This is a genomic window from Allobosea sp. GW822-FHT03F07 (genome assembly GCF_058801345.1).
This window is the reverse complement of sequence record NZ_JBXAND010000004.1, coordinates 247784-262112: the sequence shown is the minus strand read 5'-3', so window position 1 is coordinate 262112 and position 14329 is coordinate 247784. Positions and strand designations below refer to the sequence as shown.

Sequence of the window (14329 nt, the reverse complement as noted above, 5' to 3'; positions counted from 1 at the left end):
TGCGGGAGCACCAACGCTCCACAATCCTCAATTCCCATCCTTGACTCTGGCCTTCGACAGGGTCAAGTTCCATTTGGAACTAAATTGGAACGGGAGGGCCGGGGCATGCGGCGCGCGCCAACAGCCCTTTCGCGTGTCAGTCCGGAGCGCGAGCAAGCGCTCGATGAGCTCGACCCGCTGACCGTGACGAAGCTCTGGGACAACCCGTGCTGGCTGTCCTTCCGGCTGAACTTCATCGCCTTCCGCTTCAACGACCCGGTCTATCGCTGGATCGAGACCCGCTACGGCCTGGTCAGGCCCGAATTCGTCGCGCTCTATGCGGTGGGACTGAAGGACGGGGTCGCCGCCAAGAACATCGTCGCCTCGTCGGGCCTGCCGAAGAACACGCTCAGCCGCTCGATCCAGCGGCTGCTGCAGCGACGCCTGCTCCGGCGCGAGACCGACCGCGACGATCTGCGCAGCTTCGTTTTGTACTTGACCACGCAAGGCCGGGCGATCTTCGAGGAAACCATGCCGCTGATGGTGCAGCAGCAGACGTCGATGCTGTCGGCGCTGACCGAAGCCGAGCAGCGCCAGCTCTGCGAGCTGATGGACAAGCTGGTCATCGCCTCCCCGACCTGGCCGACCGATCTAGAAAAAGAGGGAACCGCATCATGACAACCACACGTCTCACCCGCATCGCCGCTTTGGCCCTGCTACTCGGCGCCTCCGTCTCGACAGCCGCGCTGGCCCAGAACCTGACCATCGGCGTTCGCGCCGGGCCGGATTCGATCGACCCGCATTTCACCGCCACCGGCACCCATGCCGAAGCGCTGAAGCATGTCTTCGACACGCTGACCTGGTCCGGCGACAAGCTGCAGATCGAGCCCCGCCTCGCCACGAGCTGGAAGGCGATCGCGCCCGACGTCTGGGAGTTCAAGCTGCGCTCCGGCGTCAAATTCCATGACGGTTCGGACTTCACCGCCGAGGACGTGAAGTTCTCGATCGAGCGCATTCCGGTGGTGTCGGGCCCCAATCCAACGACGATCTATGTCCGCCGCGTCAAGGAGGTGAAAATCGTCGACCCGCTGACGGTCCATATCGTCACCGACGGCCCGGCCCCGAACCTGCCCAACGACTTCATCCGCCTGTTCATCGTCTCGGCCAAGGCCGCCGCCGGCCTGACCAAGGATAATGCCAACGAGACCTTCAACTCGGGCAAGGCCGCGATCGGCACCGGCCCCTACAAGTTCGTCTCCTGGACGCCGAAGGACCAGCTCGTGCTCGACCGTTTCGACGGTTATTGGGGTCCCAAGGAGCCCTGGGCCAAGGTCATCCGCAAGGAACTGCCGAACGACGCCGCCCGCGTCGCACAGCTCAAGGCCGGCCAGGTCGACATCATCGTGCGCGCGCCGGCTTCCGACGTCGCGACACTCAAGCGCGACCCGAAGCTTTCGGTCGCGACGATGGACACGGTCTACGTCTTCAACATGGAGATCGACCTGCGCGACAAGTCCCCGCAGGTCAGCGCCAAGGACGGCTCGCCCCTGCCGAAGAACCCGCTGCAGGATCCGAAGGTGCGCGAGGCGATCGACCTTGCCATCGACCGGCCGGCGCTGGTCGAGATCGCGATGGAAGGCCTCGGCGCGCCGGTCAACCAGCTCGTCACCTCCAGCATCGCCGGCTTCAACAAAGATTTGCCGCCGCTCAAGGTCGACATCGCCCGCGCCAAGAAGCTGCTGGAGGAGGCCGGCTACCCCAGCGGCTTCAAGACGACCTTCTCCTTCACCAATGACCGCCTGCCGGGCGACCGCCAGGTCGGCACCTCGGTCGCGCAGATGCTCGCCCGCATCGGCCTCGACGTGACCGCCAACGCCCAGACGGCTGCCGTCTTCTTCCCGGCCCGCACCCGCGCCGAGTACTCGCTGGCCATGTCGGGCTGGGGCACGCTGACCGGCGAGGCCAACTACACGCTGTCCTCGGTCGTCCACTCCAACGACCCGGCCAAGAAGCTCGGCGCCTTCAACGTGCTCGGCTATAAGAACCCCGAGCTCGACAAGCTGATCGAGGACGCGGCCGTCGAACTCGACGAGACCAGGCGCAACAAGCTGCTCTCCGACGCCAACGCGATCGTCGCCAAGGATCGTCCGCGCCTGCCGATCGTCGCAGTCGGCTCGGCCTGGGCGATGCAGAAGGACAAGGTCACGATCGCGCCGCGCGTCGATGAGGACACGCTGGCGATGGACATCAAGCCCGCCAAGAAGTGAGGCAACCCGCTGTCGTCATGGTCGGGCTTGTCCCGACCATCCACGCCTTCGCTCGTCGCGCGCCATGGCGCAGACGTGGATGCTCGCCACAAGGGCGAGCATGACGGGCAGGTTCCCGCACAAATTCAGGACTCCCAACATGACCATCGCTCTCGCCATCCATGGTGGCTGCGGCACGCTGCCCAAATCCGAGATGACCGAGGCCGAATGGGCCGAGGCCCGGGCCGATCTCGCCGCCTCCCTGCGGGCCGGCTGGGCGATCCTTGCCAAGGGCGGCAGCGCCGTTGACGCCGTCGAGGCGGCGGTGCGGGTGATGGAGGATTCGCCGCATTTCAACGCCGGCCATGGCGCCGCCTTCAACAGCGATGGCGAGCACGAGCTCGATGCCTCGATCATGGACGGCGCGACGCTCGCTGCCGGCGCGCTCGCCGGCGTCAAGCTTATCCGCAATCCGGTCAGCGCCGCCAAGGCCCTGATGCTGCGCGGCGACCCGCTTTTGCTGGCGGGCGCAGCAGGCGACGCCTTCGCCGCCCATGAAGGGCTCGACACCGTGGAGAACGCGTATTTCTCGACCGAGCGTCGGCGCAAGAACCTGTCCTCGATGAAGATCCGCGAGTTGGTCGGCACGGCCTCGCAGGCGAGCGAGGCAGAGAAGCACGGCACCGTCGGCGCCGTCGCCCTCGATGCCCAGGGCCATCTCGCGGCCGCGACCTCGACCGGCGGCTACACCAACAAGCCGGTCGGACGCGTCGGCGATTCACCGATCATCGGCGCCGGCACCTATGCCCGCGACGGGCGCTGCGCCGTCTCCGGCACCGGCAAGGGCGAGTATTTCATCCGCTACTGCGTCGGACACGAACTGGCCTCGCTCATCGCCTATAAGGGCCTGGCCCTGGAAGAGGCGAGCCAGACGGTGCTGGGCGAGCTCACCGCCCACAAGATCGGCGCGGGCCTCGTCGCGGTCGACGCCGACGGCACCATCGTCGCGCCCTACAACACCGACGGCATGTATCGCGGCTGGGTGACACCCGACGGGGCCGTCCATGTCGCGACCCATGGCGAAGTCGAGATCGCGGGGCAGGCATGAGCACGGACGAACCGATCCTGATCTGGGGCGCGGGCGCGATCGGCGGCACGCTCGGCGCCTATTGGGCGCGGGTGGGTATTCCCGTCCTGCTCGTCGACGTCGTGCCGGAGCATGTCGAGGCCTGCCGCACGACCGGGCTCAGCATCACGGGGCCGATCGAGGAATTCAGGCAGGTCATTCCGGCGGTGACGCCGGCCGAGCTGACCGGCACCTACAAGCGCATCGTGCTGGCGGTGAAGGCCGGCGCGACCGAGGCTGCGACCGCCGCGCTCGCGCCCCATCTCGCCCCCGACGGCTATGTTCTCTCCGCCCAGAATGGCCTCAACGAGATCGCCATCGCCAAGCATGTCGGCGCGGAGCGGACGATGGGCTGCTTCGTCAATTTCGGCGCCGACTGGCACGGGCCGGGCGAAATCCTCTACGGCAATGCCGGGGCCGTCGTCGTCGGCGAGATCGACGGGCAGATCACGCCGCGCGCGATCGAGATGCACAAGCTGATGCTCGTCTTCGAGCCGGCCGCGATCCTGACGACCAATATCTGGGGCTATCTCTGGGGCAAGCTCTCCTATGGCGCGATGCTGTTCGCTACGGCCCTGACCGGGGATTCGATGTCGGCCAATTTCGCGGATCCGGAGCGCCTCGTCGTCTGGCTCGCGCTCGGGCAGGAGGTCGCGGCGGTCGCGGCCGCGCGCGGCGTCAAGACGCTGGGCTTCGGCGAGTTCGACCCGATGGTGTTCGCACCGGGCCAGCCGGAATATCCGCAGATCGAGACCATCGCCTGGCTCGCCGACTACACCTCGAAGACGGCCAAGACCCATTCCGGGATCTGGCGTGACCTCGCCGTGCGCAAGCGCAAGACCGAGGTCGATCCGCAGATCGGCATCATCGCCACGCTTGGGCGCGAGGCGGGTGTGCCAACACCGGCGACCGAGACGCTGGTCGCCCTGATCCATGACATCGAGGACGGCCGACGGCCGCAATCCTACGACACGCTGAAAGTGCTGATCGACCGATGCAAATCCATTTTGACAACCGCATAGCTCTCGTCACCGGCGCAGCCCAAGGCATCGGCCGCGCCATCGCAGCCGCCCTCGTCGAGGCCGGCGCGACCGTCCATCTCGCCGATATCGACGCGGAGGGCGTCACGGCCACCGCAGCCGCGATCGGCGCCATTCCACATGCCGTCGATCTCGGCTCGCCCGAGAGCGCGGCCTCACTGATCGAGGCCATCGTCGCGCAGAGCGGCCGGCTGGAGCTTCTCGTCCATGCCGCCGGCGGCGTGCGCGGCCAGGTCGGGCGGCCGATCGAAGAGATATCCGAGGCCGACTGGCGGGTGATCTTCGCCGCGAATGTCGATGCCGCCTTCTTCCTGGCGCAGGCGGCCGCGCCCGCGATGAAAGCGACCGGTCATGGCCGGATCGTCACGATCTCGTCGGGAGCGGGCCTGCGCCCGAGCCTGACCGGCATCCAGGCCTATGCCTCGGCCAAGCATGCGCTGGTCGGCCTGACCAAGCAGCTCGCCTGGGAGTTCGGCCCGCATGGCATCACCGTGAACTCGGTCGCTCCGGGCTTCGTGCGCTCCAACCCCGCCACCGAGCGGCAATGGGAGAGCTACGGGCCGGAAGGTCAGAAGCGTCTGGTCGAGGGCATCCACACGCGCCGGCTCGGCACGCCGGCCGACATCGCGGCCGCGACCCTGTTCTTCCTCAGCGAACAGGCCGGCTGGATCACCGGGCAGGTGCTCTCGGTGGATGGCGGGCGCTCCTGAAGCCCGCCGGAGCTTCAGTCGATCCCGATCAGAACCCGCTCCGGCCAGCGCGGGTGGCTGAACCAGATGCGCAGCCGGGTGATGTCGGGGACGTTCGACTGCTGGGCGAGAATGTCGCCAGCTACGTCGTGGATAATCAGCTGGCGAGTAGGGGTTGCGATCACCCCGACAAAGCCGGGCGGCCAGCCGGGATCGACTTCGCTGCTGCGTCCGAAAGTCAGCTCGGTTTCACCGTCGACCTCGGGCAGCACGCACACGATCAGCATGGTGCGGGAAGCCGCGACTAGCGATTTGCTGGGATCGATATGGTCGACGGGAACCTCGACGTAACCACCGTGCTCGATCAGTTCGCCACCACCGGTGAGGAAGATCATCGAATTGGACGGCTGTATTCTCTGGATCTTGATCATCGACGACCTCTGAGGTTCTGAACAGAACCGCCCTGTCTCAGACTGCACGACAAGCAGTGGGGAAACAGCCGCTGGCTTCTCCCCTCAGAATTGAGCGCACTGGGGATTTGGTGATCGCCGATGAAGCGGCCGCTTCCCGTTCCTGGTTCAGTCGTGCCGCAAGTGTGGCAGCCGAACAAGCGGCCGATCGCGTCGATCTCCCGCTGCTCGCTTTCCCGCAAACGGCCCGGCCCGCGCGCCGGAATCGACTCCCGCGCGAACGGGCCTTCGCCGATGCCCTTGCCGGCCAGCTCGCGCAGCCGCGCTTCTGCCTGCCGGATCGCGGCCTGATTGCTCAGGATCGCACCCTCGATGCCTTCCGACATGCTCGCCGGCGGCTGCCAGCGCGGATCGATCTCCTGGACGCGCCTGATCGCGGACTGCGCCTGGCTTTCGCTCGCCGCTAGCCTTGCCTGCTGGCCGAGCGTCGCCTCAGGCCAACGGCCTCCGGCCCCGCCCCCGCGCGGGCGATACTGGACTTCCTCGATCGGCGCCTGGTCGTCGCGCAGGCGCCAGTCGCCGAGCCCGTCCTCGGCATCGACGGTGCCGAGACCGCTGGCCCATCCCCCGGCCAGCCATTCCTCGAAGCTCATCGGGCCGGGGCCGCCCGAGCCATCCGTCCATTGCCCGCCATCGGCGTTGCCCGCCGGGACGCGTGGCTGGTCCGGCCGATATTTGCGTGACGGGAGCGGCCGGCGCCGAAGCTGGAGTTCGCGACGCAGCGCGAGCAGCCCGACGCGCAGGCGCAGCAGGCTGAGTTTCAGATGCCAATGTTCGTCGAGTGACCCCGTCGCCTTCATCGCCGGCGTCCCTCCCTTGCGGCGCGAGCGGAAGGGTGAGGGCGACGGGATGGGGCGGGGACATCATGCGGGCCTTATCCCCGCGGGCCGCTCCGAGCCAAGGCGCGGGGAATCCCTCTCCCGGATGGGAGAGGGGCAGGGGTGAGGGCCCGCCGCTGATCGTCAGAGTGCGAAGGGGCCGCTGCGCCTTCTGCGGCAACCGCACACCCTCATCCGGGAGAAGGGAAAGAAGCGTCGCGGTTCCCGCGAAAACTAATCCCCGCCTCGCGAACCCATGCCTAATCTGCCCTCGCTCCGCCCGACCAAAGGGGCTGTCGCGAGGCATCGTGCGGCCGGGCGGGGTTTGCGGCTTTCGTCGTCCAAAGCCGTTGCGGGCTTCAGGACGACGGAGGCGCAGATCGCCATCGCGCAGGTGAGTCAGGCTGCGCGATCCGTGACACGGATAACCAGAAGGCGATCTGGCGGCATCAAAGACCTGCGCGCGGGCAAGACCTCTGCTCTAAAAGGCCGGCGGCGGCTGACGGCGCTGCTTCGACACGACATTCGACATCGACGTCGGCACGCAGCCGTCGACTGCGACGCCACTACGCCCCGCGCATCCCCTTGGATACGCCAGGCATCAGACCGAAAAGTGGATCCCACTTTTCGGTCTGATGCAGGAGGAAAGAGCCCGAAAACCCCGCGGCCACAGGCCGGCCGGGGCTTTCGGTGCGTCGCGACGGCCAATCATCCCCTCACCGTCATTCCGGGCGAGCGCAGCGAAGACCCGGAATCCATCGGAGGGCGGATCCTGGCATCGATTTGGCTCTATGATGGATTCCGGAGCGGCGCCGCTACGCGGCCTGTCCGGAATGACGGTGCGGGTGTGATCGCAGTCGGAGGAAGGTGATCAACGGCGGGCCCGGCGCGCCGATTCTCAATCCGGAATGCGCTCCAGATCGGCCAGCCAGGCGGCGCCGGACGCATCGCTCGGGGCGCGCCAGTCGCCGCGCGGAGAGAGCGAGCCGCCTGACGAGACCTTCGGGCCGTTGGGCACGGCGGAGCGCTTGAACTGGCTCGTCTCGAAGAAGCGTCGGACGAAGACGCGCAGCCACTTCTTGATCGTAGCGAGATCGTAGGCGACCTTCTTCGAGGCCTCCATATGCGGCGGCCAGTCGCCACGCGCGGCGTCCGCCCAGGCATGGTGCGAGAGGAAGGCGACCTTGCTCGGCCTGAAGCCGTAGCGTGTCGTGTAGAACAGGTTGAAATCCTGCAGCGCGTAGGGGCCGACGAAATCCTCGGTCTTCTGCGCCGGCTTGTCGCCCTCGCCCTCTCCTTGGCCCGGCACGAGTTCCGGCGATATCTCCGTCGCCAGGATATCCTCCATCACGGCCGAGGCCAAGGCGCCGAAGCGGCCGGACTGCGCGACCCAGCGGATCAGATGCTGGATCAGCGTCTTCGAGACCGAGCCGTTGACGTTGTAATGGGACATGTGGTCGCCGACGCCATAGGTGCACCAGCCGAGCGCCAGCTCCGAGAGATCGCCCGTGCCGAGCACGAGGCCGTTGTGCCGGTTGGCGAGGCGGAACAGCAGAGATGTGCGCGCGCCCGCCTGCACGTTCTCGAAGGTGATGTCGTAGACCGGCTCGCCTTCGGCGAAAGGGTGGCCGATATCGACCAGCATCTGCCGGCAGGCCGGGGTCATGTCGATCTCGGCCGCGGTGACACCCAGCGCCTTCATCAGCCGCCAGGCATTGGTCTTAGTGCCGGCGCTGGTCGCGAAGGCCGGCAGCGTGTAGGCGAGGATATTCGCGCGCGGCAGCCCGAGTGCATCCATGGTGTCGGCCGCGACCAACAGCGCCTGCGTCGAATCGAGGCCGCCGGAGACGCCGATGACGATCTTCTCGACGCGGGCGCTCTCCATGCGCTTGCGCAGGCCGTGCGACTGGATGTTGTAGGCTTCGAAGCAGAGCTCGTTCAGCCGGGCATCGTCGCTCGGGACGAAGGGGAAGCGCTCGACCTCGCGCAACAGGCCGAGATCGGTCTCGCGATCCGGCTCGAGTGCGAAGGACACGCGGCGGAAGGCGAGCCGTTCGCGGAGATGGTCCGCGTTGTCGCCGAAGGTGTTCATGCGGATGCGGTCGAGCGCCAGCCGCTCCAGGTCGATATCGGCGAGAATCAGTTGCGGATCAGGCGCGAAACGCTGCGCCTCCGCCAGCAGCGCGCCGTTCTCATAGATCATCGCCTGCCCGTCCCAGGCGAGATCGGTGGTCGATTCCCCCGTTCCGGCTGCTGAATAGGCATAGGCCGCGATGCAGCGGCCGGAATGGGCCTTGCAGAGCGTGTGCCGCCAGTCGGACTTGCCGATGGTGACGTTGGAGGCCGAGAGGTTCAGCAGCACCGTCGCGCCGGCCAGCGCCGCGAAGGAACTCGGCGGCACCGGCATCCAGACGTCCTCGCAGATCTCCATATGGATCGTGAGGTCGGGCACGTCCGAGGCGGTCAGCAGGATGTCGGTGCCGAAGGGCACATCCTGCCCGCAGAGTCGGATTGAACTCACACCGGCGCGCTCGCCCGAGGCGAACTGCCGGCGCTCGTAGAACTCGCGATAGTTCGGCAGATAGGTCTTTGGGACGACGGCGAGGATGCAGCCGCGATGGATCGCCACCGCGCAATTGAACAGCCGGCCCTCGACCCGCAGCGGCGCGCCGACGACCGCCACAGTGCGCAGGCTCCGGCTTTCCTCGACGAGGCCCGCGATCGCCGCCAGCACCGCATCGAGCAGCGCACTCTGCAGCAGCAAATCATCGATCGCATAGGCGCTGAGGCCGAGTTCCGGAAACAGCACGATCGAGGCGCCGCCCGCATCGGCCCGGCGCAGCAGCGGGATCGTCTCGGCCAGATTGAAGGCGGGATCGGCGACCTTGAGCCGCGGCGCGGCGCAGGCGAGACGGATGAAGCCGTGCGTGTGGATGTTGGAAAAGGTCATTCCGCAGGACGGCTCCCTCCCGCGGCAGCGGCGCGGGGACGGCTTCTTATCGCGCAGGCAGGAGCGGCCGGGCAAGGCCTCTCAACGCTGGGCATCAGCGCGACCTAGCCACGTCTTCCAGGCCCACCGCGTGGACGAGGGCACAGGCCGCTCGACGAGCACTCACCGGTGCCAGATGAAGCCCATCCTCCGTCTGAAGCCCACCGACCTCGAGGCTGGCGAAACGCAGCGCTGGGAACGCCCTGACGACGGCCATACGAATCGCGACGGCGCGCGGCGCCCGCGCCAGTTCGGGCGCGATCGGCCATTCGAACAGGACGACTTCGATGCCTTGCGCCTGCAGGGCGGCGATCTCGGGCTGCAGCCTCGCCAGGCTTTCGGCAAGGCCGTCCGGTACGGGCCGCGACAACAGTTGCGCGACCTCGCGACGGACGATGTCTGCGGAGACGACATCGCCCTCGGACTGCGACTGCAAGGCAAGGCAAGCCGCCTCCAGACTGCCAGCCGGGCGCCGCGCATGGGGGCCACCCCGCCAACGTCCGGCCAGCGACAACAGCAGGTTGATCGGCCGATACTCCGCCTTCAACCCCGGCAGCCATGCCCGCAATGTCAGTGGTATCGGGCCTTCGGCCTCATGCAGGAACGCGCGGTCGGGCGCCAGTTCCAGGGTATTCACCTCGATCAGGACCCGTCGCGGGCGCATCGAAGAAGCCTGGAGCAAGGCAAGCCCGGTCGCAGCGCCCTTGCCGCCGAGCGAGGCATTGAGCCAACCGGCCGGAAGCCAGTCGTCGGGAATGCGGACGCCCAGCGAACTGCCGAGAATGACAGTGTCGGGCCTCCCCTCGCCGATCAGCACGCGCTCGGCACGAGCGAGGTTGAACGCATCCTGATCAGGATAGAGATGAATCGTCGGTCGCCAGGTCGCTATGGCGACCCCGTAAATCGCCAGAGCCAGCGCCGCCGTGACGACGACGGTCCTAGAACTGGAAATAAATGAAGGCATGGGAGCTGCCGCTGTTGAGGATGATGGCGCCGAGAAGAAGCCCTTCGATCGCCTGCCGGCCACGCTCGGGAAGCCGAGACGACGGGAGCAGATGGTAGATCACGATCGGTGCGACATAGGCCGCGATGACCAGCAGCCGAAGCGAGCTTGGGCGAAGCTGGGTGTTGCTCGCGATGGCCTGGAGGTATTGGAGAACATCCCCAAAATCGGGGAGCTTGAACAAAAGCCAGCCCAGCGTGACGAAGGCGAAGACGGCCGTGACCCGCAAGAGGCGCATGAAGGAGCCACGACCGCCGGACAGGCCGCAATCGGCAGCGACGCGCTCCAGCGCCAGAGCAGCGCCGTGCCAGAGCCCCCAAACGGCATAGCTCCAGGCGGCGCCGTGCCAGAGACCGCCCAGCCCCATCACGATTATCAGGTTGAGATAGGTCCGAAGCCGGCCGCGTCGATTACCACCCAATGGAAGATAGAGATACTCCTTCAGGAAGCTCGATAGCGAGATATGCCAGCGCCGCCAGAAGTCGGCGAAGCTGTCGGCGATGTAGGGACGATTGAAGTTGATCGGCAGCCGGTAGCCGAGCAAGCTGGCAATACCGATCGCGATCATCGAGTAGCCGCAGAAATCGGCGAAGATTTGCGCGGAATAGGCGACCAACAAGGTCAGCAGGTCGACCGAGGCCAGATTCAGGCAGGCCGGGCAAGCAATATAGGCGGTTTGTTGCGCGAGATTGTCTGCGACCACTGTCTTCAGGAAGTAGCCGAGGATGCAGTGGTGAACGACGCTGCGCCAGTCGATATCGCTCAGGCGCTTCTCGCCGATCTGCGGCATGAACTGGGCCGCCTTGACGATCGGCCCCGCCACGAGCTGCGGAAAGAAGACGATGTAGAGCAGCGTATTGCGGGCATGGGGCAAGGGTCGCAGCGGCTGCGGGCGGGGATATTTCTTGCGCCAACTATCGATGACCAAGGAAATTCCATGAAAGGTGTAGAAACTGATCCCTGCCGGCAGCGGAAGATAGAGCAATGCCTCTCCGACGGAACCGATCCGCGCGAGATCCCCGACCAGGCTTTCGGCGATCAGGCGGTTGTACTTGAAGAAGGCGAGCACACCCAGATTGACCGCGACGCCGATGGCCGCCGCCAACGCCGGGCGCGGCCCGGTCATTGCCGCGTAGCTCGCGGCGCTGGTAATGCCGGCCGAGAGCAGCAGCAGGGCGAGAAGCCAAGGCTGCTCCCACGCATAAAACACCAGGCTCGCGGCCAGCAGCCATTCGATCTGCCAGCGCCGCATTGCCGGCAGGTAGTAGAGAACGACAACAAGAGCGAGAAAGACGCAGAAGATCGTGCTGTTGAACAACATGCGTGCGTCAGAGGTCGGCCGAAGCGGGTTTCGACGTCATCCCGTTCGACATTTGGGCTCCACTATCCACCGTTCCTGGCGGCTCTCAGACACCGCGCGGCGCGCCTTCATCACCACATTTCAGGAATCAGCGATAGACATAAAGCCTATGTTCCAGCGGGATTTGTACTCTGTAAGCAGCTTTCGTTCAGACGGGGCTCGCCCCGCTATTGGAGCGCGAACGTTGCGGGGATTTGAGAGCCAGCCGCAAAATGCGGTTTCTGGCGAATCGGAAAGAAGGGTGGCGTTTCAATTGGGCGCCCGATATTGAGAGGCTCTCGAAGCCTTGGTTAAAAATGCGATGATGCTTCAAGTTCACAACTCGATCTCCGCCGAAGAGATTCGCGCGGCGACAGATCCTCATGATCGGATCGCGTTTGTCTCGGGCAATTTCAACGTGATCCATGCAGGCCATATGCGCCTGCTCAAGTTCGCCGCCGACGTCGCCGACAAGGTCGTCGTCGGGTTGAACAAGGATGGAAACCCCGGCGTCACCGTCCCGTTGGCCTTGCGCGCCGAAGCCGTCCGCGCCATCTCCATGGTCGCACATGTCATCGATCTTCCCGACGGCTCGGTGACCGAGATCCTGAAGCTCCAGCCCGATGTCGTCGTCAAGGGCAAGGAATTCGAGAACGTCCACAACGATGAGCAGGACGCAGTCCTGTCCTATGGAGGCAAGCTGCTTTTTGGCTCCGGCGAGATGCGGTTTTCGTCGATCGACCTGCTACAGCGCGAATTCCTCCAGCGCGAAACGTCCAGCATCCACAAGCCGCACGAATACCCCGCACGACATGGCTTCGACGCCGGCAAGCTGAAGTCCATCGTCGAGAGCTTCAGCGGCCTGCGTGTCCTCGTCATCGGGGATTTGATCGTCGATGACTACATCACCTGCGATCCACTCGGGATGTCGCAGGAGGATCCCACCATCGTCGTTACTCCCATCGACAAGAAGACATTTGTCGGCGGCGCGGGAATCGTCTCGGCCCATGCGCGCGGACTTGGCGCAACGGTGCGCTTCCTCACCGTCGCCGGCAGTGATAGCTCGGCCCGCTTCGCGAAGGCGACCCTTGCGAAATACGGTGTCGATGCGACCATCATCACCGACACCACGCGCCCGACGACCCTTAAGGCGCGTTTCCGAGCCAACGGAAAGACGTTGCTGCGCGTCAACGATCTGCGGCAGCACGCCATCGACCACGACATCCAGACGAAGATGCTGCGCAAGGTCAAAAGCTGGCTTGCGGACACCGATCTGATCCTGTTCTCCGACTTCAACTATGGCTGCCTGCCGCAGCCCTTGCTCGAGGCTATCGTCGCTGCCGCCAGGAAGCGCGGCGTCATGCTGGCGGCGGACAGCCAGGCCTCGTCCCAGCTCGCAGATATTTCGCGCTTCATGCATATGCGCGTCGTGACGCCGACGGAGCGCGAAGCGCGGCTCGCGCTCCAGGACTCGGAGTCCGGGCTTGCGGTGATCGCCTCTCGCCTCAGAGCCAAAGCCAATGCATCGAATGTGATCGTCACCATGGGTGCGGAAGGCGTGCTGGTGGTGGGCGATGCCTCCGGCGAGGAGCGGCTCGACCAGTTGCCGGCCTTCAACGGCTCTCCGAAAGACGTCGCGGGCGCAGGCGATTCGCTATTCACCTGTGTGGCGATGGCGCTGTGCCGGGGCCATGACATCTGGTGTTCGGCCTATCTCGGCTCGGTCGCCGCGGCAATCCAGGTCGCGCGCGTCGGCAATCTGCCTATCCAGCGCGACGAGGTGATTGCCGAGCTGATGGACCGGAGACACTGAGCATGCATGCGCTGCTGCTCGCCGCCGGCCTGGGCACACGGCTGAAGCCGATCACCGATACGATTCCGAAATGTCTCGTGCCGATCCACGGCAAGCCCCTGCTCGACTATTGGCTCGAGAGCCTGTTCTCCGGTGACGCCATCGAACGCGCCGTGATCAACACGCATTATCTCGCTCCCGTCGTCGAGGCACATGTCGCGGGCTCCCCCTGGAGATCGCGCATCGATCTCGTCTTCGAGCCGGAGTTGCTGGGGACGGGCGGCACGCTCGTCGCCAATCGGGAGCGACTGGGCGAAGGCCCTGTCCTTGTCGCCCATGCCGACAACCTGACCGATTTCGACGTGGCGGGCTTTGCGGCTTTCCATGCCGCGCGGCCGGCGAAGGCTGCGATGAGCATGCTGGCCTTCCGGACCGATGCGCCGCAGACCTGTGGCATCCTGGAACTCGATGACGAGGGCCTGGTGCAGGCCTTCCATGAGAAAGTCGCCAACCCGCCCGGCAATCTGGCCAATGCGGCGGTCTACATCGTCGAACCCGAGATGACGGACTTCGCCGCGAAACTGGGCAAGCCCTTCGTCGACCTCTCGACCGAGGTGATCCCGCATTTCCTCGGCCGCATCGCGGTTATGGAGACACCCGGCTACCACCGCGATATCGGCAATCCGGAGAGCCTGGCGCGCGCGCATGCCGAGTTCAGGCCCGCCAGCATTCCGGCACATTGAGGTCAGAAACAACCACTACACTTCGTTTTCGCGCCCGATAATGCGGCCCTAAAGCCACGCACGCGATCGAATTCCGGAGATGAAGCCGGTTCGGA

At 65.7% G+C, this 14329-nt stretch carries 12 protein-coding genes; 7 read left to right on the top strand and 5 right to left on the bottom strand.

The annotated features are described in order from the left end of the window. Window positions 1–105 precede the first annotated feature (105 nt). The 5 genes from AC1RMY_RS15035 (at window position 106) to AC1RMY_RS15015 (ending at window position 5101) form a co-directional block, all read left to right on the top strand. The gene (locus tag AC1RMY_RS15035) at window positions 106–657 is read left to right on the top strand and encodes a MarR family winged helix-turn-helix transcriptional regulator (RefSeq protein WP_492865749.1); all 552 of its coding nucleotides are present in this window, start codon (window positions 106–108) and stop codon (window positions 655–657) included. Next, the gene (locus tag AC1RMY_RS15030; RefSeq protein WP_492865748.1) at window positions 654–2246 is read left to right on the top strand and encodes an ABC transporter substrate-binding protein; all 1593 of its coding nucleotides are present in this window, start codon (window positions 654–656) and stop codon (window positions 2244–2246) included. The genes AC1RMY_RS15035 and AC1RMY_RS15030 overlap by 4 nt, the downstream gene beginning before the upstream one ends. Before the next feature lie 139 nt (window positions 2247–2385). After that, window positions 2386–3333 carry an isoaspartyl peptidase/L-asparaginase family protein gene (locus AC1RMY_RS15025; RefSeq protein ID WP_492865746.1) on the top strand — a complete coding sequence of 316 codons (948 nt, stop codon included), beginning with the start codon at window positions 2386–2388 and terminating at the stop codon, window positions 3331–3333. Next, on the top strand, window positions 3330–4373 hold the full coding sequence (locus AC1RMY_RS15020; RefSeq protein ID WP_492865744.1) for a ketopantoate reductase family protein: 1044 nt from the start codon (window positions 3330–3332) through the stop codon (window positions 4371–4373). The genes AC1RMY_RS15025 and AC1RMY_RS15020 overlap by 4 nt, the downstream gene beginning before the upstream one ends. Then, window positions 4346–5101 carry an SDR family NAD(P)-dependent oxidoreductase gene (locus tag AC1RMY_RS15015; RefSeq protein ID WP_492865742.1) on the top strand — a complete coding sequence of 252 codons (756 nt, stop codon included), beginning with the start codon at window positions 4346–4348 and terminating at the stop codon, window positions 5099–5101. Before AC1RMY_RS15020 ends, AC1RMY_RS15015 begins: the two co-directional genes overlap by 28 nt. A gap of 14 nt (window positions 5102–5115) precedes the next feature. On the opposite strand, the gene AC1RMY_RS15010 is transcribed toward AC1RMY_RS15015, so the two are convergent. The 5 genes from AC1RMY_RS15010 to AC1RMY_RS14990 form a co-directional block, all read right to left on the bottom strand. Beyond that, on the bottom strand, window positions 5116–5511 hold the full coding sequence (locus AC1RMY_RS15010; protein ID WP_492865740.1) for a hypothetical protein: 396 nt from the start codon (window positions 5509–5511) through the stop codon (window positions 5116–5118). After that, window positions 5508–6350, bottom strand: a complete 843-nt coding sequence (locus tag AC1RMY_RS15005) for a hypothetical protein (protein ID WP_492865739.1) — start codon at window positions 6348–6350, stop codon at window positions 5508–5510. Before AC1RMY_RS15005 ends, AC1RMY_RS15010 begins: the two co-directional genes overlap by 4 nt. A gap of 916 nt (window positions 6351–7266) precedes the next feature. Beyond that, entirely contained in the window at window positions 7267–9318 is a 2052-nt protein-coding gene (locus AC1RMY_RS15000) for an NAD(+) synthase (protein WP_492865738.1), read from the bottom strand. 94 nt (window positions 9319–9412) lie between these two features. After that, a complete protein-coding gene (locus AC1RMY_RS14995; protein WP_492865737.1) occupies window positions 9413–10174 on the bottom strand; it encodes a hypothetical protein in 762 nt (253 codons plus the stop codon). Window positions 10175–10295: 121 nt separating this feature from the next. Beyond that, a complete protein-coding gene (locus tag AC1RMY_RS14990) occupies window positions 10296–11681 on the bottom strand; it encodes an MBOAT family O-acyltransferase (protein ID WP_492865735.1) in 1386 nt (461 codons plus the stop codon). A 340-nt stretch (window positions 11682–12021) separates the two neighbouring features. Between AC1RMY_RS14990 and AC1RMY_RS14985 the strand changes: the two genes are divergently transcribed. Next, complete coding sequence (locus AC1RMY_RS14985; RefSeq protein WP_492865734.1) at window positions 12022–13512, top strand: PfkB family carbohydrate kinase; 1491 nt, start codon at window positions 12022–12024, stop codon at window positions 13510–13512. A 2-nt stretch (window positions 13513–13514) separates the two neighbouring features. Next, window positions 13515–14234, top strand: a complete 720-nt coding sequence (locus AC1RMY_RS14980) for a nucleotidyltransferase family protein (protein ID WP_492865732.1) — start codon at window positions 13515–13517, stop codon at window positions 14232–14234. The last annotated feature ends 95 nt before the right edge of the window (window positions 14235–14329 follow it).

Excerpts from the sequence above, each read along its gene's own strand:
- AC1RMY_RS14980 (WP_492865732.1), top strand. The coding sequence starts at position 13,515 with ATGCATGCGCTGCTGCTCGCCGCCGGCCTGGGCACACGGCTGAAGCCG.
- AC1RMY_RS14985 (WP_492865734.1), top strand. The coding sequence starts at position 12,022 with ATGATGCTTCAAGTTCACAACTCGATCTCCGCCGAAGAGATTCGCGCG.
- AC1RMY_RS15035 (WP_492865749.1), top strand. The coding sequence starts at position 106 with ATGCGGCGCGCGCCAACAGCCCTTTCGCGTGTCAGTCCGGAGCGCGAG.
- AC1RMY_RS15005 (WP_492865739.1), bottom strand. The coding sequence starts at position 6,350 with ATGAAGGCGACGGGGTCACTCGACGAACATTGGCATCTGAAACTCAGC.
- AC1RMY_RS15025 (WP_492865746.1), top strand. The coding sequence starts at position 2,386 with ATGACCATCGCTCTCGCCATCCATGGTGGCTGCGGCACGCTGCCCAAA.
- AC1RMY_RS15020 (WP_492865744.1), top strand. The coding sequence starts at position 3,330 with ATGAGCACGGACGAACCGATCCTGATCTGGGGCGCGGGCGCGATCGGC.
- AC1RMY_RS15000 (WP_492865738.1), bottom strand. The coding sequence starts at position 9,318 with ATGACCTTTTCCAACATCCACACGCACGGCTTCATCCGTCTCGCCTGC.
- AC1RMY_RS15015 (WP_492865742.1), top strand. The coding sequence starts at position 4,346 with ATGCAAATCCATTTTGACAACCGCATAGCTCTCGTCACCGGCGCAGCC.
- AC1RMY_RS14990 (WP_492865735.1), bottom strand. The coding sequence starts at position 11,681 with ATGTTGTTCAACAGCACGATCTTCTGCGTCTTTCTCGCTCTTGTTGTC.
- AC1RMY_RS15030 (WP_492865748.1), top strand. The coding sequence starts at position 654 with ATGACAACCACACGTCTCACCCGCATCGCCGCTTTGGCCCTGCTACTC.
- AC1RMY_RS15010 (WP_492865740.1), bottom strand. The coding sequence starts at position 5,511 with ATGATCAAGATCCAGAGAATACAGCCGTCCAATTCGATGATCTTCCTC.